Below are 21,958 nucleotides of genomic sequence, written 5' to 3'. Positions count from 1 at the left end.
TGAGATTTCTCTCATCCGCTCAGTCGGGGTTTAACGTTTACCGCGTCGGCGAAGTTCTGCCGGGGTAAAGTAACGATCACCCGGTGGTTCGTTACTGTAATCGATAGTCCCCTGCTCTTCGTTATCCAGTCCCTGAACGTGGTAGCGCTTGGCCTTCAGGTCATGGAACACATCCATGGTGGTCCAGGTCACTGGTAACTCATAGTAGGTTTTCATGTAGGCCATGTTTACTCGCCACAGATCACCTGCCGAGTCGTACTGGTCAGCAACCGCCACACCCCAGGTATCTTCATCGAGATAGAACACTCGCTTGTGATAAACGTGGCGCATGCCTTCTTTCAGTGTCGCCTCAACCACCCAAACACGGTGTTTTTCATAACGGGTATATTCAGGGTTAAGGTGGCCTGGTTTGATCAGCTCTTCATAGGAAACGTTGTTCGCACTCAGCTTATAGCTGTTGTACGGGATGTAGATTTCCTTTTTCTCCAGCAGCTTCCAGTTGTAACGGTCCGGCGCACCGTTATACATATCGGTATCATCGGCGTAACGCAGGCCATCAGCTGCTGCAATTGGCGTGTCATACGCCAGGTTTGGCGCGCGGCGAACACGACGCTGACCAGCGTTATAACCCCATGCCTGACGAGGCTCATCCACCTGGTTAAGTGTTTCGTGAACCAGTACCGCACCACCCGCCAGACGAGCTGGAGCCTTGGTGAAAGACAGGTAGTAGAACAGGATGTTGTTCAGATCTTCGATGCTTTTATCGCGACGATAGTAGTTGAATTCCACTTCCTGCTGCACCGTTACCAGCGAGAAATCACCGTCGGTCTGAACCGCAATTTCTGACGCACGACGAGTCAGATAAATGCCACGCCAGCGCGTAATGTGGTTCCAGATGGCTTCAAGACCGGTTTTCGCGATCGGGAATGGAACACCGCCATACGCATACAGCAAGCCCGAGCCGTCTTTAGTCAACTCAGCGCGAATGGCGTTTTTGTAAGTGTTTTCGTATACCCAGTCCGGCGCGGCGGCCGTACGACGGGTTTCATACACCGGCATAGTGAATGTAGCCGGGTATGTTTTGAACAGCGCAATCTGACCCGGAGTAAGATACTCAGCGTACTGCGCCATATTGGATGCGGTGATAACGAACAACGGTTTGTCGTCAGCATATGGATCGATGTGATGCTGACCAGCCTTGCTGTAACTCACAGGAGGCAGGCTCAGACCGCCACGCCATGGTGGAATATCGCCTGCATCATTGCCTTTGCGTTCTGCTCCCATCGGAGTCAGCTCACCTTTCAGACGATCCGCTTCGGTTACGGATACTGCCGCCAAAGCCGTTGGCATTATGAATGCCAACGCCAGTGCACCAGCCGCTATCAGTTTATTTTTTTTCATTATGCGACCTCTTGAATACCGCTATCGCGGCATGTTCCCCGGGGCCAAGAATAAAGAATCTTGGCCCGATGCTCAAATCAAACTCTTACTAACGACCTCATAAACGTCTTTAGACAGATTGCCCTGAGCCATAATGCGTTCCAGTTGGGCTTTCATCAGCTGCGACTGTGCCGGTACCAGACGCTTCCACTTGGTCAGCGGCCCGAGCAGGCGTGAAGCAATCTGAGGGTTGGCTTCGTTCAGGCGCAATACCGCATCGGCCAGCAATTCATAGCCACTGCCATCGGTGGCGTGAAAGTGCACCAGCGCCTGATTGGCAAACGCGCCAATCACTGAGCGCACCTTATTCGGGTTACGCCAGTCAAAGGCCGGATGCTGTAACAGACTACGAATATAATCCGCAGTGCCCATTTCTGCAGACCCAGCCTGCACCGACAGCCATTGATTCACAACCAGTGCATCTCCTGACCACTGGGCATAGAAACGATCCAGTAACGTCTGCGCCTGCGCACGATCACCGCTGTTTACCGTAGCCACCAGAGCAGCCATCTGATCGGTCATATTGTCGGCCGCCGTATACTGACGTTCAGCTTGTTGCAGCCCAGATGCATCAGCTTTGACCCAATAGCTCAAAGCCAGGTTTTTCAGCGAGCGCGCGGCCATGTCTGCCGCCACCGGCTGATAGGAAGCATCGCTCCGCAAGCGCTGATAACAGGCGATGAATTCCGCCTGCAGCGACTCTGCCAATGCCAGCTGTACCGCTTTGCGTGCCTTGTGAATAGCAGCCGGGTCGACCACATCAGAAAACTCTGCGATGTAAGCCTCAGACGGTAAGGTCAGTAAATAACTGACCATCGCAGGATCGAGGGACTCGTCCGCTAACAGCGACGCAAAAGCGTTGCGGGCGTCGTCAGTCAGCTCGAACTGACTGTCGGCTGCACTACGAATCCAGTTCAGCATCAGACGCTGACCGGCATCCCAGCGATTGAAGCCATCGCTGTCGTTCTGCAGCAGGAACAGCAGCTCTTCGTTGCTCTGTTCACATTCCACTTTAACCGGCGCAGAAAAATCCCGGAACAGAGACAGCACTGGCTGTTCAGTAACGCCGTGGAATACAAAGGTCTGCTCAGCTTCGGTCAGATGCAACACCTGACTATCCGCGGTCCAGGCCGACGCTGGCTCAACATTGACGGCCATATCCTGGCCGTCACCACCGATCAGACCGAGCTGAACCGGGATCCACATTGGCAGCTTACCGGTTTGCCCCGGCGTATCCGGACACATCTGACGCAATGTCAGCGTCAGTGTCTGTGCCGCTGCATCATATACCGACTCAGCGCTTACTCGGGGAGTGCCCGCCTGTTTGTACCAGCGCTTGAACAAGGTCAGGTCGACACCGTTGGCATCTTCCATCGCAGCGACGAAATCATAAATCGTCACCGCCTGGCCATCATGACGTTCAAAGTACAGATCAGAACCTTTACGGAAGCCTTCCGTACCAAGAATTTTTCTGATCATGCCAACCACCTCAGCACCTTTCTCGTAGATGGTAACGGTGTAGAAGTTGGAAATTTCGATAAATGAATCAGGCTGCACCGGGTGCGCCATCGGCCCCCCATCTTCAGCGAACTGAACCGTGCGCATGATATTGGCATCTTCGATACGTTTAACCGTGGCTGAATGCATATCTGCAGAAAAGCTGGCATCACGGAAAACAGTGAAGCCTTCTTTCAGGCTAAGCTGAAACCAGTCACGACAGGTAACCCGGTTGCCGGACCAGTTATGGAAATATTCATGGGCAACAATGGCTTCAATACGCTGATAAGCTGCATCGGTAGCCGTTGCCGGGTTCGCCAGCACACAGGAAGAGTTGAAAATATTCAGCCCTTTATTTTCCATAGCACCCATATTGAAGTCGTCTACGGCAACGATCATAAAAATATCGAGATCGTATTCGCGACCGTATACCTCTTCATCCCAGCGCATCGAGCGCTTCAGAGCATCCAGCGCATACTCTGTTTTGTCGATATTCTGTGGCTCAACAAAAATCCTGAGATCCACTTTGCGGCCAGACATGGTAACGAACTCGTCGCTGGAACAGAGTAAATCACCGGCAACCAGAGCAAATAAATACGCTGGTTTTTTATGCGGATCGTGCCAGGAAACCTTACGTTTACCGTCCAGCTGCTGTTCATCAATCAGGTTACCGTTAGACAACATCACCGGATATTTTTCAGCGTCGGCAATAATGTGCGTGGTAAACACTGACATCACGTCCGGACGGTCCAGATAATAGGTAATGCGACGAAAACCTTCCGCTTCACACTGTGTGCAATACATACCGCCGGAGCGGTAAAGACCTTCCAGCGCGGTATTTTTATGCGGATAAATCCGGTTCTGAATTTCCAGCACAAAACGCTCTGGCAAGGTGGCAATAGTGAGTGTTTCCTCACCGACCTCGTATTGTTCCGGCGCCAGCAGCTTGCCGTCTACGCTCACCGACAGCAGTTCCAGTTCCTGACCATGGAGCACCAGTGCTGCATTATTTTCCGCGTTCTGATTGCGCTGCATCACCAGTTTCGACGATACCAGCGTACTGTCTTCTTCCAGTGCGAAGGTCAGTTCCGTGGTATCGATCCGGAAGTCGGGCTCACGATAATCGTTCAGGTAAATCGCTTTCGGTTGAGCGTCTTTCATATAAATTCTCCATCAAGCCTGATAGGCAGGCATCAATCCATTACGGCCAGGGAAACCTGGTAGGAGGTAAATTTGCGCAGGTTAATCACGCCAGAGTCGAGAATCAGATACTGTCCCTTCAGGCCCTGTAGCCGACCGCTGACCAGCGGATTTTTATCCAGATTATGACTGCTGATTTTGCTTGGATATTCACTGACTGGATAGCTGAAATCAACCACCGCAGCATTATTTAGTAATTCCACCGAACCCGGCCCTTCCTGCTGCTCGAGCGCAGCCAGTGGTTGAGCGAACTGAGCAAACAACTTGTCACGCTCAGCTTCCAGATCAAGGAGGACAGCATTTCCTTTTAACAGGGCGCGCCAGTTAGTTTTATCGGCCACCTGCTGACGCAGAAGATCTTCCACCAGACCAGATAAACGGCGATTACGCACACGGGCAATTGGCAAAGCCTGTGCTGCGCCCTGATCCAGCCAGCGCGTTGGCACCTGAGTATGACGGGTGATACCAACTTTCAGACCAGAAGAATTGGCCAGATACACGATATGATCGCTGAAGCATACCTGCTCGGCCCACTCTGGCTCACGACAGGTGCCGGCAGCAAAGTGGCACTTTTCCGGACTCATCATACAGCTGTCACACTGTGCCAGCCGGGTAAAACACGGGTAGCAGTAGCCCTGAGAGAAACTTTTCTTGGTCGCTCTGCCGCAATGCGTACAGTTGATCGAACCCGCCCATTGCAGTTGCAACTGCTTGCCCAGCAGGTCATTCATGCAGACCGCCGAATCACCCAATTCCAGATGGTACTGAACATCAGCACCACTGACCGGCGTGATGCGCATCTTGTTAAGCTGACCCTCAGCCAGTGTTTTGCCAGACATCATTTGCTCACTGAATCGTCAGGGTCTGTACGTCGTCATCACCGTGTTTGCCTTCCGACTTGCACGCATCTTCCATATAACCAACGCGCTCGCTGGCTGGCAGGTCATTGAGCTGCTCGTAATAGATCACTGCTTCCATGCACAAAGCGCGTTGCTCTTCATCCAGCTTGCGACCATCTGGCCAGCGGCCCAGTTCAATAGCCGAGCGCATGTTCTGATAAATTTCAGGGGTCATTGCTTTAATCAGTTCTTCAAGTGTCATCAGATGCTCTCTCTGAGTCAGTAGAATATTGTTTTGCAGCGGGCCACAACGCTGCCATGGCAAAGCCCGCCAGCAGCCCACCAATATGCGCACCGTGAGCAGTGGAGGTCAGCCCCGGAATCATGGTGTCCGCGGTAAGCTCCAATAGCAGCCATGCCACCATAACCGGCAGCAGTGCTTTCGGTAATCCGTAGGGTACCCGCTTCATGCGCAGCCCGACCCAGGCCATCATGCCCATGGTCACACCGCTGGCGCCACCAAAAGCAGGCCCAGCGTACCACCACTGCGCAATGTTGCCCGCCAGTCCGCACAGCAGAATAATGGCCAGCATTGCCAGCCGGCCATCGCACTGTTCAATCCGACGGCCAAGAACCCACCACCAGGTGCCATTGAACAGCAAATGCAACAGAGAAAAATGCAGCAGCGTCGGGCGCCAGAAATCCCACAGGCCAATAGCGCTATAGGCAGCGATGCTGAAGCGTTGATCTGGCCAGTACTCTGCCCCCATGGTCAGCCAGACGATCCAGCTGTCTGAGACTCGCATCCAGATAAACACAGCAATGAACAGCAACAGGCCAGCCAGAGTCAGCGGGGTTGCCAGAGCGTTTAACAAAAACTGGAAAAAGACAGGTTGTGACGCTTCCACCGCGGGTGCAATCAGCTGACCTTCGCGCCATTCATCGAACAAAGCACGTACCCGGGGTTCATCGGCTTCATCCGCCAGATACAACATCTGCTCCCCCTGATGCTCAACCACCCGGTGAGCAATTTTTTCAGCCCACAGGTGTTGCGTCAGAGGAGAGAGATCGGCTCCCGCAGGAGCCACCAGAACAAGCAGCGCCATCAGTAATCAACGTTCGTGTTTTTCAACCCGCACCCAGGTGAACTTACCGGTCTGCAGGCGGTGTTCCGTATCCATACGATATGCGCACAGACGGCCGTATTTAACCGCACTGTAATCAAGACAGGCGATATTGGGTGTAATGGGGGCAGGTAACCCTTGCATCCAGTAGTGGCCAATAAACAGAGGCTTTTCATCTGGTCCGTAAAACAACAGCTGCTCTTTTTCTTCTTCACTGAGCAGACCGTGTTCAATATCGTCCGGCAGCGGGTCTGGCTGAAAAACCACATCGCCGTATTTTTGCGGCGCTTCTTCCCAGAATTTGGTGCGGAAAAACTGCCTCACCATTCCGTCTTTGGCGGTCATCGAACGTCCACCCGGCAGTTTCAGCGAGGTGCCACGCAATGTCCGGTCGAGGAAGCGATACAGGAACGACTCGGTATTCACTGATTCCGGCAGCATTTCACGCGTAATATGGTTGGAGCCATAGCGCGCGAGATATTCATCAATCATGGCCTGGTCCCAGCAGGCGTGAACCACGCGAAAATGCTCATAGTCCAGGAACAGCGGCAGATCGACAAACCAACGCAGGAAATCATTCAGATCGTGGGGATGATCCTCAAACTGCCTGATAGTCTGTTCGATAATAAAATTGTTACGCGCGGTATGCGGACGCAGATAAGGCTGGCGCATGCCCGGTGGTGCTTCGGTCAGATAGGTAACCAGATTGTACTCATGGTTACCCATGACGATATCGGCATGCCCACCATCGACCATGTCCCGCACAATGTGACAGGACATACGGATATTCGGACCACGGTCGACAATATCACCGAGAAACACGACCTTGCGTTTGGGATGCTGATACACCCCATTTTTTTTGCTGTAGCCCATTTGCTCCAGCAGGTCGACCAGCGTATGCCCACAACCGTGGATATCACCAATCAGATCATAGCCCTGGTGCATAATTAATCCCCGTAGTGACTGCTCCAACCCAGTTTTGTGCGGCAGATTTCGTAGAAATTATGCCCTTTGGGATGAATCAGTTTCAGTTTGTGCGACTTCTTACGGATAGTGACGCTGTCACCCGGCGCACAGGGAATATGGGTCTGACCATCACAACTGATGGTTGGATACAGCCCCTGATCAGGATCGATCACGATCTTAATTTCACTTTTGCCATCCACCACAATCGGGCGACTGGACAAGGTGTGCGGAAACATAGGCACCAGTACCAGTGCATCCAGCTTAGGATGCATGATCGGGCCGCCACCAGATAAAGAATAGGCAGTAGAGCCGGTTGGCGTAGAAACAATCAGGCCATCGGAACGCTGACGATAGACATACTGTCCTTCAATCCAGAGATCAAACGCGATCATACGGGTGGATTTTCCCGGGTGCAGAACCACGTCATTCAGTGCAGTCGCCGTGGCAATCGGGTTGCCGTCACGCTTGATTTCGGCATCCAGCAGAAAGCGGATTTCACTGATGTATTCACCGTCCAGTACCGCCTGAACTTCGTCGAGCATGCTGTCATCCGGTGTAATATCCGTCAGAAAGCCCAGACGACCACGGTTAATACCCAATACCGGCGTGTTGTACTTCGCCAGAGCGCGAGCTGCGCCAAGCAGACTGCCATCACCACCGACCACTATCACCAGATCTGAGATTTCACCCAGCAGATTGGTCTTACTGACCTGCAGGCCATGACCCGGCATCACCTCGGCGATTCGGTCATCGAGAATAACGTGGTAGCCTTCTTCAATAAGATAGCGCGACAGGCGTTTAATGGTCTCAATGACCTTGTTACTGTTCAGACGGCCGATAATGCCGATATTGCGGAATTCTTCCATCGTTGCGTACTGCCAACCTTGTGAATTTGCGGTCTGGTGCTGGCTCAGTTTATACCACAGAGGAGTTTAAAACGCTTGCTGCCTTCGTCGCCTGCTGCTGACCATCCGTTATTCGCACTCCCTCACCAATACCAGCGAGACAGGGCCTGGAGCCTGTTCGGCCCAGCCCTGCTGAAGACTGAATGGAGCCCGGTTACGCTACCCTGGCTGAATGACGACCTGATGAATGAATACTGGCAAGCAGTGGCCGACCTGCCAAAGCCAGCATTTAACAGCACTCGCCTCGGTCTCATGTTCGAACAACTCTGGCAACAAAGCCTGCCTCTGTGGTGCGACAGGCTGCAGTCCAATCTGCAGATCACATCGGCACAGCGAACACTGGGAGAGCTGGATCTGCTGCTAAGCCATAAGGATCAGCAATGGCATGCTGAACTGGCCCTGAAATTTTATCTGGCACGCGGCACTGACTGGATCGGGCCGAACAGCCGTGATCGCCTGTATCGCAAACTGGGCCACACCCGTGACCAGCAACTTCAGCTGTCAGCCGTGCCGCAAGCACAGCAGCAACTGCAACAGTCCGGCTGGCAACAACTGCAACCGACCGCCATCATGCGTGGCTGTTTGTTCTACTGCGCAGCCGATCCATCAACCTCCGGCTTACCCGCCGAACTTAATCCCCAACACTGGCGCGGACACTGGTGTTACAGCCATCAACTGAATGCTTTACTGCCGGATGGCGAATGGAGCCTGCTTGCCAAAGATCAGTGGATGAGCCCTGCACTGCTGGCCACTGCGGTCGATCGCCGCACCCTGATCAACTACGCCGAACGCCACTTTGCCGACCTCAGCTACCCTCTGTGTGCGGTCAGGCTGTGTGCAGGCCCTTACGGTCTTGCTGAACAACAGCGCTGGATGATTATGCCGCCACAGTGGCCGGATGAAGGCGTACATCAGCGCTTACAGGCCAAACCTCAGAACTGATCCCCAGCACCGGAGGCAGCGACATCATCGAGGTCGTAACCGCGACGTCCCTGCAGACCACCCGTGTGAATCAACATGATGCGCTTTCCCTCCAGGCCGACACCTGCCAGTTCACGTTGAAAAGCCAGCATCATTTTTGCCGTATACACGGGCTCAAGCGGGATACCACGCCTGTCCCATTCCGCAATCAGCTGCCTGAGTTCCGGGGTAATACGCGCAAAGGCGCCGCCGTGGGCATCATCAATCAGACGCCAGCTGAAATTCGCCGGCATCTCTGCAGACCAGCGGCGCGCCAGTTCGCCCTGATCAGCAACGGCATTTACGCCAACCAGCGAGCCTGACCATTGCCTTGCTGCCAACGCCCTGGCCAGCCCCAGAGCTGTCGTACCACTGCCAGTTGCCAGCCAGACTTCGTCGTAACCCTTAACCAGAGGAGCGAGCAGCTGACAGCCCACTTCTCCCTCTGCTCCAGCCCCACCTTCCGGAATGACCCAGGCATCATGCTCTTCAGCCAGCTGTTGCTGCCAGTGCGAATCATAACGACGGTTATAGCTCTGCCGATCGCAGAAAATAAGCCTGCCCCCCCAGGATTTACAGTCCTCCAGCGTCGGGCTGCGCGGCGTTTGCTCGTATCCCCGAACCATCAGAACAACCGGGATGCTCAACTGCCTGACCAGTGCTGTCAGTGCATGCAAATGATTGGAATAGGCGCCACCAAAACTCAGTAAACGACTTCGTCCTGAGCGCCTGAACGCCTGCAGGTGCCCGAGTAGTTTGTAGAGTTTGTTTCCGCTGAGCAGTGGATGGACGGCATCCAGTCGCAGCACAGACACTTCCGCACCGGCAAAATCAACTGCAGTCACCGGCGGTTCAGAGAGATCAGGCAGGCCGTCAGCCGGCCAAAGAGAATCGGGGGACATGCACTCTCCTCAGAATGAGAGTGTGTATCGTAAAACAGCCGGAGAAGAGAACAAACTACCAGTCAGACGAAGGCAGAACCTGTCAGCCCAGATAAAACAGGCCTGTAACCAGCCCAGAGGAACCCTCAGACAAGCGAGAGAATAGCAACGCAGGCTGAGGATGTTCTGCTGTATCCTCGGGCAGAGCCCGGATTCCTTTAAGTTGACAAGCCTTAGTAACGCCGCTTTTCGTTGGGGTTGTTAGGTATGCCAAACTCATTACTTTCTTCTTTGACTTCTTCTTTGGCCAGGGCCTTGGCGAGACTTGCTTCTTCGTGCTCTTTCCCGCCGTTGTAGAGCGATGCGCTGCGCTTGGACAGAGCCCGGATCTTTTCATTTTTCTCCGGGTACTGCAGATCAAACTCAATCAGCAGTTTTTTGGCCGCTTTGTAGTAGCTTCCTGCCGTCACCACATCACCACGTCCGGCGGCGACATCCCCTTGTGCGGTGTAGGTATCCACTTCCTTCTCCATCAACGTCAGCCGCAGGTAGCGTCGGTATTCGAGCATTGCAGTCTCTGAAATCACCCGCTTTTTCGCCAAACCTGACAACACCTTAATCACCAGGCCGAAGTGGCGACGGGCCAGTCTCAGTTCTCGATCGCTCTTCATAACCCGACGATTACCCCGTCCCGCCTCGATTTTCTGACGGTATGGTGCCGGATCAAAAAGCGCTTGTTCAGCTTTCTCATCGCCTTTTGGCAGCGCTTCTTTATAAAGCGCATACAAGTGCTCCACCCGTTCCAGAACGACCAGCTGAATCTCCTTGTGGTTATCCACCACAATCAGGAATTCCAGGGCCTCAAGCAGATCATCAGCACTACGGCGCACTAATCGGGCCTGGCTTTTCTGCTCATCTTTTACCTGCTGACGGCGGCCAACAATGACCAGCCCGAACAGTACCAGGGCAACGGGAATAGCAATGGCAATTACCAGTCCGATGGCCGACATAGATAACCTGACTCCTGAATTTGTGCTATTTCTGAATAAAGAGCAGAAATGCTCTATTGTTGGTACAAGTTTAGCTATTTTTTATCAGTTTGCCGGAAGCCGCTGCACCACACAGGCTTGACCACCCCCCCGGGTGTGCCTTTAAAGTGTCGCCTTTACACCGCCTGGCAACATCAACAGACAAGGGTTATTTCAAGGATCATGGGCAAATCGCTGGTTATTGTGGAGTCGCCTGCCAAGGCTAAGACCATCAACAAATACCTCGGGAAGGACTTCATTGTTAAGTCCAGTGTGGGTCATGTCCGTGATCTGCCCACCTCAGGTTCTGGTCAGAAGAGCGATCCGAAAGAGCGCGCCAAGCAGGCAGCGCTGACCCGAAAGATGTCGCCTGACGAAAAGGCCATCTATAAAAAGAAGAAAGCGCATGACCAGCTCATCGCCCGCATGGGTGTTGATCCTGAGCATGGCTGGAAAGCTGAATATCAGGTGCTGCCGGGTAAAGAAAAAGTGGTTGAGGAGCTCAAGCGCCTGGCCAAAGATGCTGACCACATCTATCTCGCGACGGATTTGGACCGCGAAGGGGAAGCCATTGCATGGCACCTGCGGGAAATTATCGGCGACAAGAAAAAAGACTACCGTCGGGTAGTGTTCAACGAAATTACCAAGAAAGCGATTCAGAGCGCCTTCGACAGCCCGTCTGAACTGAACATGAATCGCGTCAATGCCCAGCAGGCCCGCCGATTCCTCGACCGCGTCGTTGGTTTCATGGTGTCGCCGCTGCTGTGGGCAAAAGTTGCCCGAGGCCTGTCAGCAGGCCGGGTTCAGTCTGTTGCGGTGCGACTGATCGTCGAGCGTGAGCGCGAAATCCGCGCATTTATTCCTGAAGAGTACTGGGAAGCGTTCGCTCAGGTAGAAACCGCCAGCGGGTCTGATCTGAAGCTGCAGGTTACCCGCCAGAAGGGAGAAGAATTCCGCCCGACCAACGAACTGGATACGACATCCGCACTGGATCTGTTGCGCCAGCAGCCTTTCGTTGTCAGTAAACGTGAAGATAAACCAACCAGCTCCAAGCCTGCAGCTCCGTTTATTACGTCGACACTGCAACAGGCTGCCAGCACCCGACTGGGTTTCAGTGTTAAGAAGACCATGACACTTGCGCAGCGTCTGTATGAAGCTGGTTACATTACCTACATGCGTACTGACTCGACCAACCTGAGCCAGGAAGCAGTCGAGGCTGCACGCCAGTTTATCGGCGGCCAGTATGGTGAAGAATATCTGCCATCAGATCCACGCCAGTACAGCTCGAAAGAAGGCGCTCAGGAAGCGCACGAAGCAATCCGCCCATCCGACGTGAATCAGAAAGCCTCTGATCTGAGTGCGATGGAACCGGATGCACAACGTCTTTACGACCTGATCTGGCGCCGCTTTGTAGCCTGTCAGATGAGCGATGCGCGCTTTACCAGCAGCAGTATCACCGTCAGCGCCGGAGACTTCGAGCTGCGTACCCGTGGTCGTGTCATGCGTTTTGACGGTCATATACGCGTACTGCCGCCAATGGGCAAAGGGGACGATGATGTTCTTCTGCCAGATGTAAACGAAGGTGAAACCCTCACCCTGAATGAACTACTGCCGAAACAGCACTTCACCAAACCAGCACCTCGCTTCTCAGAAGCGGCACTGGTAAAAGAACTTGAAAAGCGCGGCATTGGTCGTCCATCCACCTACGCATCGATCATTTCCACTATTCAGGAGCGCGGATACGTCAGCCTGAAGGGTCGCCGTTTCTATGCAGAAAAAATGGGTGACATCGTTACCAGCCGCCTGGTGGAAAACTTCGATGACCTGATGGACTACAGTTTCACCGCCAATATGGAAGAAAAACTCGACCACATTGCGGACGGTGACGACAACTGGACCAATGTACTCGACCAGTTCTACAGTGGTTTCCGCGGCAAGCTTGAAATCGCTGAAAGCGAAAATGGTATGCGTCCGAATGACCCGGTGAATACCGATATCCCCTGCCCGACCTGTGGTCGCGATATGCAGATTCGGACGGGTACTACCGGTGTATTCCTCGGCTGTTCAGGCTACAGCCTGCCACCAAAAGAACGCTGTACTCAGACCCTTAATCTGGTGGCGGGCGACGAAGCCATTTCCGCTGATGAAGATGAAGAAGCAGAAAGCCGTCGCCTCATGGATAAGCGCCGTTGCAAAATTTGCGACGCCGCCATGGAAAGTTACCTGCTGGACGAAACCCGCAAGGTACACATTTGCGGTAACAACCCGGATTGCTCGGGCTTCGAAGTAGAAACCGGTTCCTTCAAGATCAAAGGCTATGATGGCCCGACCCTTGAGTGTGATCGTTGTGGCAGCGAAATGCAGCTGAAATCCGGTCGCTTCGGTAAATACTTTGGCTGTACCAACAGTGAGTGTAAAAACACACGCAAATTGCTGAAGAGTGGTGAAGCTGCACCGCCGAAAATGGACCCGATTCCTATGCCGGAGCTGCAGTGTCAGAAGGTGGAAGACACCTATGTATTACGCGACGGAGCAACGGGACTTTTCCTCGCCGCCAGCCAGTTCCCACGTAAGCGTGAGACACGGGCACCGCTGGTTAGCGAGCTGTTACCTTATCAGGCCGTACTCCCTGAGAAGTATCACTTCCTGCTTGATGCACCACGTCAGGATAAAGACGGAAATCCAAGTATTATCCGTTACAGTCGCAAAACCAAAGAACAGTATGTAATGACTGAACATGAAGGCAAAGCGACGGGCTGGTCAGCCTATTTCCGCGACGGAAAATGGGTTGAGGAAGAGAAAGCATCGCGTAAGAAATAAACGCGAAAAATCCGCGAAATTCCGTTACAGAATATCGGACTTTTCGCGGATTATCCCTTCTGTACTCTGTTGCTAACTTAACTGACCCATTAACAAGGAGTTAAGTTATGCAATGGATTAAAACACTGTTCTGTTCAACTGCAATGTTGTTTGCAGCCAGCACATTCTCGGCTGAACCGGCGGAGACAACCAGAATATCTCTGAATACAGCCAATGCTGAGCAGCTCGCCCAACTGGAAGGTATAGGTAAAGCGAAAGCCGAAGCGATTGTGCGCTACCGTACTGAGCATGGGCAGTTTTCAAGCATCGAGGAACTAACCAATGTTCGTGGCATTGGCCAGTCGATTCTTGAGAAAAACCGCGCCTTGATTGCTGTTGAGTGATAAAAAAAGAGCCGCAATAGCGGCTCTTTTTTCTTACGAAAGACAGTTGTCAGTCCGTAACCAGGCAGTTACCCCACTCGCAACGCACCAGCAGATAGCTGCCATCCGGACATTTAGCATCATACACTTCGTGCGGCCAGGCATTTTTCAGCAACTGTACTTCGGCACCAGGACAGCCATTTCGCTTAGCCATTTTTTCGACCACGTAGAACGAGCGGCCAAATACCTTGCCGGTTTTAGCCTGTACTGAGGCACGCTTCATCTCCAGATCTTTCCCATCGCGCTCAGCTCGGCGCTGCAGGCCAACGAGTGAGTTATATAACTCGTCATTACCATGCAGGTCCTTATCACCCTTGTTGTACTGACCCAGAACTCGCAGACACAGATCTTCACGATTTCCAGCATCAGCCAACAAAGAGTTCACTTCTTTTTCAGCCGTTTCAACTACCTGCCAGGTCAGTGCCATCGCCAGACGAGCACCGGTTTCCGCACGCTCTTCAGTAACATAAATAATGTCATAGCCCAGGCCATAGTCTGCGCTTTCAACGAATGCGCCGTTACGTTTCCACCAGTTTTGTTTCGCTGTATATGCCGCCTGACGCGTTTCCGCACTCAGATCGTCACAGGCGTCTACCCAGGCGCGCAGCGTAGTTTCAGTTTGCAAAGCGTAATAAACCGCTTCACCGGTTTTTGACAGTGGGCTACTGGAGCAACCCTGCAACGCAGCCATGGATGCCATCAGCATTACAGCAAAAATACGCATGTCAGATTCCTTGTTCAGATACTGGAGGAGTGTTCACCGGAAGCTGGTGAAGAAAGTTCAGGACGTCCTGCTCAGAAAAAGGCCAGTCAAGCTCAGCACCTGAGGCTTCGTCTTTCAGCACAGGAATTCGCAGTCCGTATTGTTCTACTGCCGACTCAGATTCCGCGATATCCTCGACGAAAACGTCATGGGGAATCTGCCCTGCCAGATTAATAATTATCTGTTGAGCCGACTCACACAAATGGCAGGCTTCTGTGCCCAGAAGTACAAGTGCCATGACTATCCCTTTTAACAGTAAACTGCCAAGAGTATAGCCTCAGCACGAAGGCACACCAAATCAGCTCACCAGTTTATTCAGCCCTTCATGAAAGAAATCCCAGGCTTTAAGCCTTGGTTCTTCCGGCAATAACTGATGAACCATGTCGCGGAATACATCCTTTGGCTGCTGCAGCGCACTGGCGTCATCCAGCGCTTTGATATAGCGCTCAGCGTAATAAGCGAGTGGAGCTTTCAATGCTTCCAGCTCAGGTGTCGGTAACTCAACGGTCGGTTTGGCATAGCCCGTTGTAACCGAGGACACAGATTTCTGTGTCAGGCTCAGACTCATCGCCGCCAGCTGTGAGCCGTCCATTCCCAGATTCATTGCATCTTCCAGCGCCGCTCCGATATCACCGGCGAAAAACTGCTCGCTCAGAGCCTGAACATCATTAAAGAGATTTTCCAGAGCCTGCTTTTCTTCCGCACTCAGAGTACCACTCACCTGCATCTGCCAGCCCTGACGGGAACTGGAACGCATGGCGGCATAGCCATCCCCCTGCGCAGCGGACAGCGCAGAACTCTGCGCAAAGTTCACCGTTACGCGATCTCCGTCGCGGGTCATCACTTGCAGAGACATTGCATTCCCGGCGGAGATGAAGGTTCGGGAAGACATAATCCCACCATCCAGTGAGGCAAGATTACTTTCCATATCACTGAGACCCTGATCAACCATACTGCGGCTGTTATCGATATTAGTCTGCAGCTCATCATCCAGCATACCCATATCCTTGAGCATGGCTGTCGCTTCTTTATAACCGCGCTCAATACCTTCACGGGCAGCATCCAGACGCTGCTGCAGGCGTTCGTCACTGGCGCCCTGACTACGCAGCTCTGACAGGCCATTGCGAACATGGCCCAGAATTGCGGCAGCAGTATCTTCGGCAGACTGACGACTCCCCAATCTGACGATACCGGAGGTCGCGTCATCTGAACTCTTCGAAACAGCAGCATCATCATCGGCAGCGCGATTAGCGGACTGGTTTACCGACTGCTGGCCGTCGGCAGGATAGCGGCTTCTTGTAAACAGGCTCGGTGGCAATGTAATGCTCATCTCGGCCTCCTTGGATTTTCTCTTGTTACCCGCTGTAACGGCAGCCTTAAGGGAAACTTTAGAAAAAAATACCGGGCAATTGCCCGGCACGTAAGACGTTGATATTACTTGATTATCAGTAACATATAGCGCCCTGGCGATAATCCTCTCCCATATCCAGCTTCCAGCTGACCTGGTGCCGCTCGATTTCATTGAGGATGTTATCTGCATCCTGATGCAGGAGCTTCATCGTCACCAGTGTTTTATAAGCCGCCTGTAACGCGTTCGAATCCAGAGCAATGACCTCTTCTCGAGTCATAACACCCGACTGAACAAGGGCCGTACGCCATTCACCAATATCCTGCTGCTGCAGAAGATGATCGACCAGAGGGTGGATAAGTGACAGTTTATGACGTTGCGATGAATGCATAGCAGAGCCTCCCATTGAGTTGTTGAAACTACAATGACTGCATTGACGACGAAGAAAAAGGTTAATTTTTAAACACTTTAATGAACTTTAAGAAACAATGGTCATTAAAAAATGCGTTTGAATCAATTAAACTCAACTATCCGTTGGCTTTCTTGAATTACGGTATTCGACCGGTGTCTGGCCAGTCCAGCGCTTGAAAGCACGATAAAACGTACTGGGCTCAGAAAACCCGGTGAGATAGACAATTTCGTCGATGCTTTCGTCCGTGCCCGCCAGCAGCCGTTTTGCCAGATTGCAGCGATACTCCGCCAGCAACTGATTAAAGCTCGTGCCTGCATCACTCAGGCGAGAACGCAGAGTGCGTGCCTTAATGCCCAGTCGCTCAGCAATTTCTTCCAGACTAACGGGCGCTGTCTCGAGAATTTCACCAAACACCCGATTCACCTGAGTCACGATGTCCTGGCGCTCCAGCTTGGCCACATGCTCACTAGCCAGCTTTTCGTGCAAATGCAGCAATTCAGGTTCCGCATGAGAGGACGGCAGATCAAGCAGCTGACGGCTGAAAATAATCCGATTGTCACTCTGCGAAAACAGCACAGGACAATCAAACACCCTGGCAAAACCGGAAATATCTTCTGGCGCCTCATGGTTAAAGTGAATGGCGGCTGGTGCGAAGGCATTGTCGGTAACGTAACGGAAGAAGCTTATCAGACCCAGCATCATGCATTCGTTCAGATGACGTAAAGGGCCGGTCTCGTCGCTGGCGCGTGCCAGAACAATATAGGCATGCTGATCGTCATAGCCTGCCGAGGCCTGCGATGCATCAGAAAGCAGGCGCTGATAGTTCAGCACCCGCTCAAGCCCGTCGCCAAAGGTTGGACTGGAGAGAAACAGATATTGCAGTACCTGTCCCTTATATACAGGCATATGCTCACCCAGATGCAGACCGATATCCGGGTCGCCACTAACTTCTTCCAGCACCTGCCAGAAAATCACCTGCGCGGCATGAGGTGTCCGTGCGTTCCGGTCAGCCAGCAGTTCCGGCGTAACCCCAAGACGCTGAAATACCGTCCCGACATCCAGGCCCATGCTCAGCATGGCCTGATGGGCGAGTTGTATCATGACACCAGAGTCACGCAGCTCAGAGATTCCGCCAGACATAAGTTATTGAATTTCCAAATGACTTGATCTGAATTCTGCCAGATACATCAGTCGCTGCAAGTCCTCATTGACCGAACTGACGCCAGTCCCGGTAGCCCATGCCAATGGCCCGCCTGAAGCCATCTCTATACTGCGATCATCTCACCAGAAAGAATAAAAAGGACTCAGGTATGTCTCAGGCTCTCTCGATGCAGTTCAGCACCGCCCCGGGCACCATCGGGCAATATGCCCGTGCGCTGGTCGCACGGGGAAATAACACCCGCAACAACGAGCTGCCACCACTTGAAGCCTTGCTGGTTAACGTCAAAGCATCGGCTTCCGATGTAAAAGCCTATGCTCGTGTCTGCGGATTTGATCCGAATGCCGAGCACCTGCCTCTGACTTACCCTCATATTCTCGCCTTCCCTCTGCACATGGAACTTATGCTGCACAAAGCATTTCCATACCCGGTGATGGGTCTGGTACACATCAGCAATACCATTACCCAGATGCGCCATATCCGCAAAGACGAAACCTTATGCGTTCGCTGTCTTCTGGGTGAGGCACGCAGCACAGACAAAGGCATTGAATTCGATATCGTTACTCAGATCAGCAGTGGCGGCGAAATTATCTGGACTTCAGTCAGCACCAATCTGTTCAGGCAATCCTCAACGGGTAGCAAAGGGCCACGCGCTGTACGCGAAGCGGCCTCTTTCGCTCATAAAGAAAGCTGGTCTCTGCCTTCGTCTCTGGGACGCCAGTATGCCCGTGTATCCGGCGATTCAAACCCGATTCACCTGTATCCACTGAGTGCCAGACTGTTTGGCTTTAAGCGCCATATCGCCCACGGCATGTGGAGCAAAGCACGTATAGCCGCAGCACTGGCAGGTCGTTTCCGCGATGGCTGCTGTGAACTGACAACAGAGTTCAAGCTACCGGTATTTCTGCCAGCAAAAGTTGATCTTTGTTTTTCCGATATGAACGCCGACGGAATGTCGTTCGAGTTACGCAACGCTTCCGGAGAGAAAACACATGTGCGCGGTCGTATCAGTCGCCCCGACTGATCGTCAGGAATGAATATCACCCTGCCTGGTTTCTTCGCTACCGAGTAACCAGGCCTCAGCCTCTTCACGGGTATCAAACACTTCCACCGGGTAAGCCGGACGATGGTAACTGAGAAACATTGAAGACAGGTGACGGAGCATAAAAGACGAACCGACGATAGCCAGTGAACTGACGCTCGACAGAATCCGGGGATGAGAGGCAAACAGCTGCACTTCAAAATCAATAGTCAGTACACCGTCGGCAAGTATCAGAATAGCGCGACTGTCATTACCAGCGACCCTCAGGTGACCACGATGCAGTGCATCCACCATCTCCAGCGTCAGATGACTGAACCCGGACAAATCGTGATAAATGATGCCATTACTGCCCAGCCAGGTACGCGGGGCCGGAGTGGTATCGATGCCTCGAATCGTCATATCAAAGCTGTTTAATAGAAGTGATTTTCATAAAAGATAGCAAACTCCCCGGAAAATAAAGTACTGAGTAATTACTTAGTACTAAGAATAGGGGATTAATCAGGATTCAACTGTAAAGTTGAAAAATTATGACCCGACAGGCCAAATCTCACTCTGCTTAAGGTTGCCAGGCACCATGAGCGGAAAGAGAACTTTCCTCATTGGCAGGGACTGGTATCATGCCAGCAACGGACCGGGGCCTGTTTGCCCATCCCAATCACAAGAACAATAAATCCGGATAACATCGCTATGCTTTCTCTTGCCCGACGTTGCGCTTTACCGCTGCTGGCAACTCTTGCCTGTCTTCCCGCATACAATGCCCACGCCGAAGGTGGATTTGTTTCACTCCAGGCAGGTATCACTGACTCACGGGATATGGACGACTTTGGCAACGCCTTCAAAATTCACTTCGGCCCCAATATCACCAGCCGTGTCTCACTGGAGTTCGGATTGCTCGATATGGGCACCGCCAGCTACAACGACCCTGTTGCTGATTTCACCGATGCAGACGATGAGACAGCTCCGACTTTCAGTGGTACCAGCCATGGCAGCGTGAGCCGTTCTGCAGCTACCGACTCAGAGCAATCGGTGGCAACCTATACTGGCTTCTCCAGTGCACACCCACAAGGCTTCCTGATTACATTCCGCTACCGTATCCCACTGTCAGACGACATCGATTTCTTTCTGAAAACCGGCGCTAACCTGTGGTGGGCTGATTACGATGTGATTGAAGTAAAAGCCTTCCAGGACGGAACCACCAGCAAGCGTACGGTTAAGACCCGTCAGACATCCGCAGTGGATCAGATCTCAGGTGGTGGATTCATCTGGCGCGTAATGCCCGACCTGGCGGTTCGTGCCGAACTGGAAACCACCCCCCTCGACAGTGCCGAGTTTGAGCGCGCCCGCTTCCAGCTGGTAACGATCGGCGCTCAGTACGAATTCTGAACAATCCATAAGCACTTCACAGGGTATTCCGGCCCTATGAAGTGCTTTCAGGCCACATCTTTTCACTGATTGACCAATTCAAACCTTCTCAGGAACCATTCCTGACGATCTGTGTCGAAAATTCCCACTAAAGTGTTACCCAAAGTAACACGTGACAAATTTGGTCACACACAGTTACCATAAATGCCGGTTTTATTACCCGGATGCTAATGGCACAGCACTTGCTGTTAGGTATTGTTTAACAAGAAAAATTATTCCTTTGGATGCCTATGAACACGGAACATGGTTACCTTTCGACTGCTCTGGTCAGACCGCTACTCGAAGCCGCAGGTCCTGCTTTCTTCGATCAGCTGCCAGACAACAGTAACAATGCTGTTCAGAGAATCCTGAAGCAACTGAAAGACCCTGACAGTCGTATCGCTGCCAGCGATGCCGACGAGCTCATCAGTCTGATGATTGACCAGTCAGGAAACGATGCAGTGTGCGTTCAGGCGCCCAACAAATTCAGCGTACACGGCAGCTGCCAGCTGCAGCACCTGTTCCTGTGCTGCAACACCCTGCGTGAAGCTCTGTATTATCTGGAAAAGTTTTCATCACTGCTGAGCGACAACCTCGAGCTGCAGATCACCCGCACACGCGACAACATTATTAAAGTGAAACTGCCTGTTGAATCCGATTCATTTCTGGCTGCTCAGCGCCGACGTTCAGAGCTGGTAATAAGTACATTGCTGAGCTGGATAAAACAGCTGTGCGGCAATGACATGAAAATCAGCTCGGTATCCCTTCCTTTTCCTGCGCCACGTTATTCCGCGCGCTACGAAGAATTATGGTCAACGGATATTCAGTTCAACTCTGATGAGTGTTCAGTGCAGTTTCAGGCACGATGGCTGGATGAAGGCCTGCACAATACCAACCCGCATATTCTGAATATGATGAAACGCGAGGTTGAAGAGCAGTATCGTAAGCTGGCTCGCTCAGGCTCTCTGGCGGAACGCATCCGTAAAGCCTTTATGCAGGATAAAATTCGCCTGAATGCTAATCAGCAGGAAGTTGCAGATTACTTTCACATCAGTGCACGCACACTGAACCGCCATCTGAACCGTGAACAAACTTCGCTCAAGCAGATTGTTACCAGCGTACGTCTGGACACAGCCAAGCAATTGCTGATCACTACGGATGACAGCATCGAACAGATCGCCTTAACTATCGGTTTATCAGGACGACGAACCTTAGATCGGATTTTTATTAAAGAACTGAATCTTTCCCCTGCGCAATACCGCCAGGCGAACCGCTCTGCCCCGGCAGCCATTGCGGTGAACGGATAAAAAAAGCGGCTTATGCCCACTGCTGTCCCACAGTTTGGAGTGACTGGATGTCACTCCAAACTGCAGCATTCCTCAGCTGCTGTTTTTCAATCTGAAACGCCTTTCCGGGGCAAGCCCCTGGCCCCGCAAGGAGAGGTATCTCCTTACGATCCTCTCTTTTCGGCGCGTCCGGCTTCATCCAGCCAACTGCAATGATTATGCGGCACGCAAAACAATTCGCCCCGGAACGACACTTTAAAACACCAAGCATTTGTATCGTTCCGGGGCAGGGTTTTGCTCTGAAGGCCGCAGAATCATCTGGTTGTCTGGCGCCGCACGATCGCCGGTTTAAGCAATCCGCTCAGCCGTATTCCAGAGGAAGCAGCGTTTGAGACATGAAATGTCAGTTCAGCTGCTTGCTCTGAAAAGCAGCAGTGCGGTGACGGTTTTCTGCGCCTCTGGGGC

At 52.5% G+C, this 21,958-nt stretch carries 21 protein-coding genes; 6 read left to right on the top strand and 15 right to left on the bottom strand.

What is annotated here, in order from left to right; translation table 11 throughout:
* Positions 1–30 precede the first annotated feature (30 nt).
* The 7 genes from I9W95_RS14995 to I9W95_RS14965 all read right to left on the bottom strand — a co-directional run bounded on the left by I9W95_RS14995 (position 31) and on the right by I9W95_RS14965 (position 7,932).
* Positions 31–1,401: a DUF1329 domain-containing protein gene (locus tag I9W95_RS14995; RefSeq protein WP_225676326.1), complete on the bottom strand. Its 1,371-nt coding sequence runs from the start codon at positions 1,399–1,401 to the stop codon at positions 31–33.
* A gap of 72 nt (positions 1,402–1,473) precedes the next feature.
* Positions 1,474–4,098 carry an aminopeptidase N gene (gene pepN, locus I9W95_RS14990; protein WP_225676324.1) on the bottom strand — a complete coding sequence of 875 codons (2,625 nt, stop codon included), beginning with the start codon at positions 4,096–4,098 and terminating at the stop codon, positions 1,474–1,476.
* Between the two features lie 32 nt (positions 4,099–4,130).
* Positions 4,131–4,979, bottom strand: coding sequence for a DUF2797 domain-containing protein (locus I9W95_RS14985; protein ID WP_225676322.1), 849 nt, complete (start codon positions 4,977–4,979; stop codon positions 4,131–4,133).
* Positions 4,980–4,983: 4 nt separating this feature from the next.
* Positions 4,984–5,238, bottom strand: coding sequence for a YeaC family protein (locus tag I9W95_RS14980; protein WP_225676320.1), 255 nt, complete (start codon positions 5,236–5,238; stop codon positions 4,984–4,986).
* A complete protein-coding gene (locus tag I9W95_RS14975) occupies positions 5,228–6,082 on the bottom strand; it encodes a rhomboid family intramembrane serine protease (RefSeq protein WP_225676318.1) in 855 nt (284 codons plus the stop codon). The genes I9W95_RS14980 and I9W95_RS14975 overlap by 11 nt, the downstream gene beginning before the upstream one ends.
* 6 nt (positions 6,083–6,088) lie before the next feature.
* Positions 6,089–7,045: a metallophosphoesterase gene (locus tag I9W95_RS14970; protein ID WP_225676316.1), complete on the bottom strand. Its 957-nt coding sequence runs from the start codon at positions 7,043–7,045 to the stop codon at positions 6,089–6,091.
* Positions 7,046–7,047: 2 nt separating this feature from the next.
* Positions 7,048–7,932 carry an NAD(+) kinase gene (locus I9W95_RS14965; RefSeq protein WP_225676315.1) on the bottom strand — a complete coding sequence of 295 codons (885 nt, stop codon included), beginning with the start codon at positions 7,930–7,932 and terminating at the stop codon, positions 7,048–7,050.
* 75 nt (positions 7,933–8,007) lie between these two features.
* On the opposite strand from I9W95_RS14965, the gene I9W95_RS14960 reads away from it, so the two are divergent.
* Positions 8,008–8,913: a DUF1853 family protein gene (locus I9W95_RS14960; RefSeq protein ID WP_225676313.1), complete on the top strand. Its 906-nt coding sequence runs from the start codon at positions 8,008–8,010 to the stop codon at positions 8,911–8,913.
* Here the strand turns inward: I9W95_RS14960 and I9W95_RS14955 are convergent.
* On the bottom strand, positions 8,904–9,833 hold the full coding sequence (locus tag I9W95_RS14955) for a 1-aminocyclopropane-1-carboxylate deaminase/D-cysteine desulfhydrase (protein WP_225676311.1): 930 nt from the start codon (positions 9,831–9,833) through the stop codon (positions 8,904–8,906). The two genes, I9W95_RS14960 and I9W95_RS14955, sit on opposite strands and share 10 nt — an antisense overlap.
* Positions 9,834–10,045: 212 nt before the next feature.
* A complete protein-coding gene (locus tag I9W95_RS14950; RefSeq protein WP_225676309.1) occupies positions 10,046–10,822 on the bottom strand; it encodes a hypothetical protein in 777 nt (258 codons plus the stop codon).
* Between the two features lie 201 nt (positions 10,823–11,023).
* On the opposite strand from I9W95_RS14950, the gene topA reads away from it, so the two are divergent.
* Both topA and I9W95_RS14940 read left to right on the top strand, forming a co-directional pair.
* A complete protein-coding gene (gene topA, locus I9W95_RS14945; RefSeq protein ID WP_225676307.1) occupies positions 11,024–13,660 on the top strand; it encodes a type I DNA topoisomerase in 2,637 nt (878 codons plus the stop codon).
* Between the two features lie 107 nt (positions 13,661–13,767).
* The gene (locus I9W95_RS14940; RefSeq protein WP_225676305.1) at positions 13,768–14,043 is read left to right on the top strand and encodes a ComEA family DNA-binding protein; all 276 of its coding nucleotides are present in this window, start codon (positions 13,768–13,770) and stop codon (positions 14,041–14,043) included.
* A 49-nt stretch (positions 14,044–14,092) separates the two neighbouring features.
* On the opposite strand, the gene I9W95_RS14935 is transcribed toward I9W95_RS14940, so the two are convergent.
* From I9W95_RS14935 to I9W95_RS14915, 5 genes are all read right to left on the bottom strand, one after another.
* A complete protein-coding gene (locus I9W95_RS14935) occupies positions 14,093–14,806 on the bottom strand; it encodes a hypothetical protein (protein ID WP_225676303.1) in 714 nt (237 codons plus the stop codon).
* Between the two features lies 1 nt (position 14,807).
* Entirely contained in the window at positions 14,808–15,083 is a 276-nt protein-coding gene (locus tag I9W95_RS14930; RefSeq protein ID WP_225676301.1) for a glutaredoxin family protein, read from the bottom strand.
* Positions 15,084–15,143: 60 nt separating this feature from the next.
* Positions 15,144–16,175: a DUF5610 domain-containing protein gene (locus I9W95_RS14925; RefSeq protein WP_225676299.1), complete on the bottom strand. Its 1,032-nt coding sequence runs from the start codon at positions 16,173–16,175 to the stop codon at positions 15,144–15,146.
* A 115-nt stretch (positions 16,176–16,290) separates the two neighbouring features.
* Positions 16,291–16,584, bottom strand: a complete 294-nt coding sequence (locus tag I9W95_RS14920; protein WP_225676296.1) for a hypothetical protein — start codon at positions 16,582–16,584, stop codon at positions 16,291–16,293.
* 132 nt (positions 16,585–16,716) lie between these two features.
* Positions 16,717–17,745, bottom strand: coding sequence for an AraC family transcriptional regulator (locus I9W95_RS14915; protein ID WP_225676294.1), 1,029 nt, complete (start codon positions 17,743–17,745; stop codon positions 16,717–16,719).
* A 170-nt stretch (positions 17,746–17,915) separates the two neighbouring features.
* Here I9W95_RS14915 and I9W95_RS14910 point away from each other — a divergent pair, with 170 nt between their 5' ends.
* The gene (locus I9W95_RS14910; protein ID WP_225676292.1) at positions 17,916–18,788 is read left to right on the top strand and encodes a MaoC/PaaZ C-terminal domain-containing protein; all 873 of its coding nucleotides are present in this window, start codon (positions 17,916–17,918) and stop codon (positions 18,786–18,788) included.
* Positions 18,789–18,791: 3 nt separating this feature from the next.
* On the opposite strand, the gene I9W95_RS14905 is transcribed toward I9W95_RS14910, so the two are convergent.
* Entirely contained in the window at positions 18,792–19,205 is a 414-nt protein-coding gene (locus tag I9W95_RS14905) for a DUF7793 family protein (protein WP_225676290.1), read from the bottom strand.
* Positions 19,206–19,493: 288 nt separating this feature from the next.
* Here I9W95_RS14905 and I9W95_RS14900 point away from each other — a divergent pair, with 288 nt between their 5' ends.
* Together I9W95_RS14900 and I9W95_RS14895 are read left to right on the top strand one after the other, a co-directional pair.
* Positions 19,494–20,189 (top strand): outer membrane beta-barrel protein, encoded by a 696-nt coding sequence (locus I9W95_RS14900; protein ID WP_225676288.1) that lies wholly within the window; start codon positions 19,494–19,496, stop codon positions 20,187–20,189.
* 269 nt (positions 20,190–20,458) lie between these two features.
* Complete coding sequence (locus I9W95_RS14895; RefSeq protein ID WP_225676287.1) at positions 20,459–21,514, top strand: AraC family transcriptional regulator; 1,056 nt, start codon at positions 20,459–20,461, stop codon at positions 21,512–21,514.
* Positions 21,515–21,958: the final 444 nt, after the last annotated feature.

The sequence above is a fragment of the Thalassolituus marinus genome (assembly GCF_020320395.1).
GTDB classification, from domain to species: Bacteria; Pseudomonadota; Gammaproteobacteria; order Pseudomonadales; family Oceanobacteraceae; genus Venatoribacter; species Venatoribacter marinus.
The sequence above is the reverse complement of the archived record's forward strand: the minus strand, read 5'-3'. Positions and strand labels throughout refer to the sequence as shown.

Coding starts and splice junctions, on each gene's coding strand:
- I9W95_RS14940 (WP_225676305.1), top strand. CDS start 13,768: ATGCAATGGATTAAAACACTGTTCTGTTCAACTGCAATGTTGTTTGCA.
- I9W95_RS14925 (WP_225676299.1), bottom strand. CDS start 16,175: ATGAGCATTACATTGCCACCGAGCCTGTTTACAAGAAGCCGCTATCCT.
- I9W95_RS14975 (WP_225676318.1), bottom strand. CDS start 6,082: ATGGCGCTGCTTGTTCTGGTGGCTCCTGCGGGAGCCGATCTCTCTCCT.
- I9W95_RS14915 (WP_225676294.1), bottom strand. CDS start 17,745: ATGTCTGGCGGAATCTCTGAGCTGCGTGACTCTGGTGTCATGATACAA.
- pepN (WP_225676324.1), bottom strand. CDS start 4,098: ATGAAAGACGCTCAACCGAAAGCGATTTACCTGAACGATTATCGTGAG.
- I9W95_RS14995 (WP_225676326.1), bottom strand. CDS start 1,401: ATGAAAAAAAATAAACTGATAGCGGCTGGTGCACTGGCGTTGGCATTC.
- I9W95_RS14950 (WP_225676309.1), bottom strand. CDS start 10,822: ATGTCGGCCATCGGACTGGTAATTGCCATTGCTATTCCCGTTGCCCTG.
- I9W95_RS14920 (WP_225676296.1), bottom strand. CDS start 16,584: ATGCATTCATCGCAACGTCATAAACTGTCACTTATCCACCCTCTGGTC.
- I9W95_RS14895 (WP_225676287.1), top strand. CDS start 20,459: ATGAACACGGAACATGGTTACCTTTCGACTGCTCTGGTCAGACCGCTA.
- I9W95_RS14970 (WP_225676316.1), bottom strand. CDS start 7,045: ATGCACCAGGGCTATGATCTGATTGGTGATATCCACGGTTGTGGGCAT.
- I9W95_RS14910 (WP_225676292.1), top strand. CDS start 17,916: ATGTCTCAGGCTCTCTCGATGCAGTTCAGCACCGCCCCGGGCACCATC.
- I9W95_RS14955 (WP_225676311.1), bottom strand. CDS start 9,833: ATGTCCCCCGATTCTCTTTGGCCGGCTGACGGCCTGCCTGATCTCTCT.
- I9W95_RS14905 (WP_225676290.1), bottom strand. CDS start 19,205: ATGACGATTCGAGGCATCGATACCACTCCGGCCCCGCGTACCTGGCTG.
- I9W95_RS14930 (WP_225676301.1), bottom strand. CDS start 15,083: ATGGCACTTGTACTTCTGGGCACAGAAGCCTGCCATTTGTGTGAGTCG.
- I9W95_RS14965 (WP_225676315.1), bottom strand. CDS start 7,932: ATGGAAGAATTCCGCAATATCGGCATTATCGGCCGTCTGAACAGTAAC.
- I9W95_RS14900 (WP_225676288.1), top strand. CDS start 19,494: ATGCTTTCTCTTGCCCGACGTTGCGCTTTACCGCTGCTGGCAACTCTT.
- I9W95_RS14985 (WP_225676322.1), bottom strand. CDS start 4,979: ATGATGTCTGGCAAAACACTGGCTGAGGGTCAGCTTAACAAGATGCGC.
- I9W95_RS14935 (WP_225676303.1), bottom strand. CDS start 14,806: ATGCGTATTTTTGCTGTAATGCTGATGGCATCCATGGCTGCGTTGCAG.
- I9W95_RS14980 (WP_225676320.1), bottom strand. CDS start 5,238: ATGACACTTGAAGAACTGATTAAAGCAATGACCCCTGAAATTTATCAG.
- topA (WP_225676307.1), top strand. CDS start 11,024: ATGGGCAAATCGCTGGTTATTGTGGAGTCGCCTGCCAAGGCTAAGACC.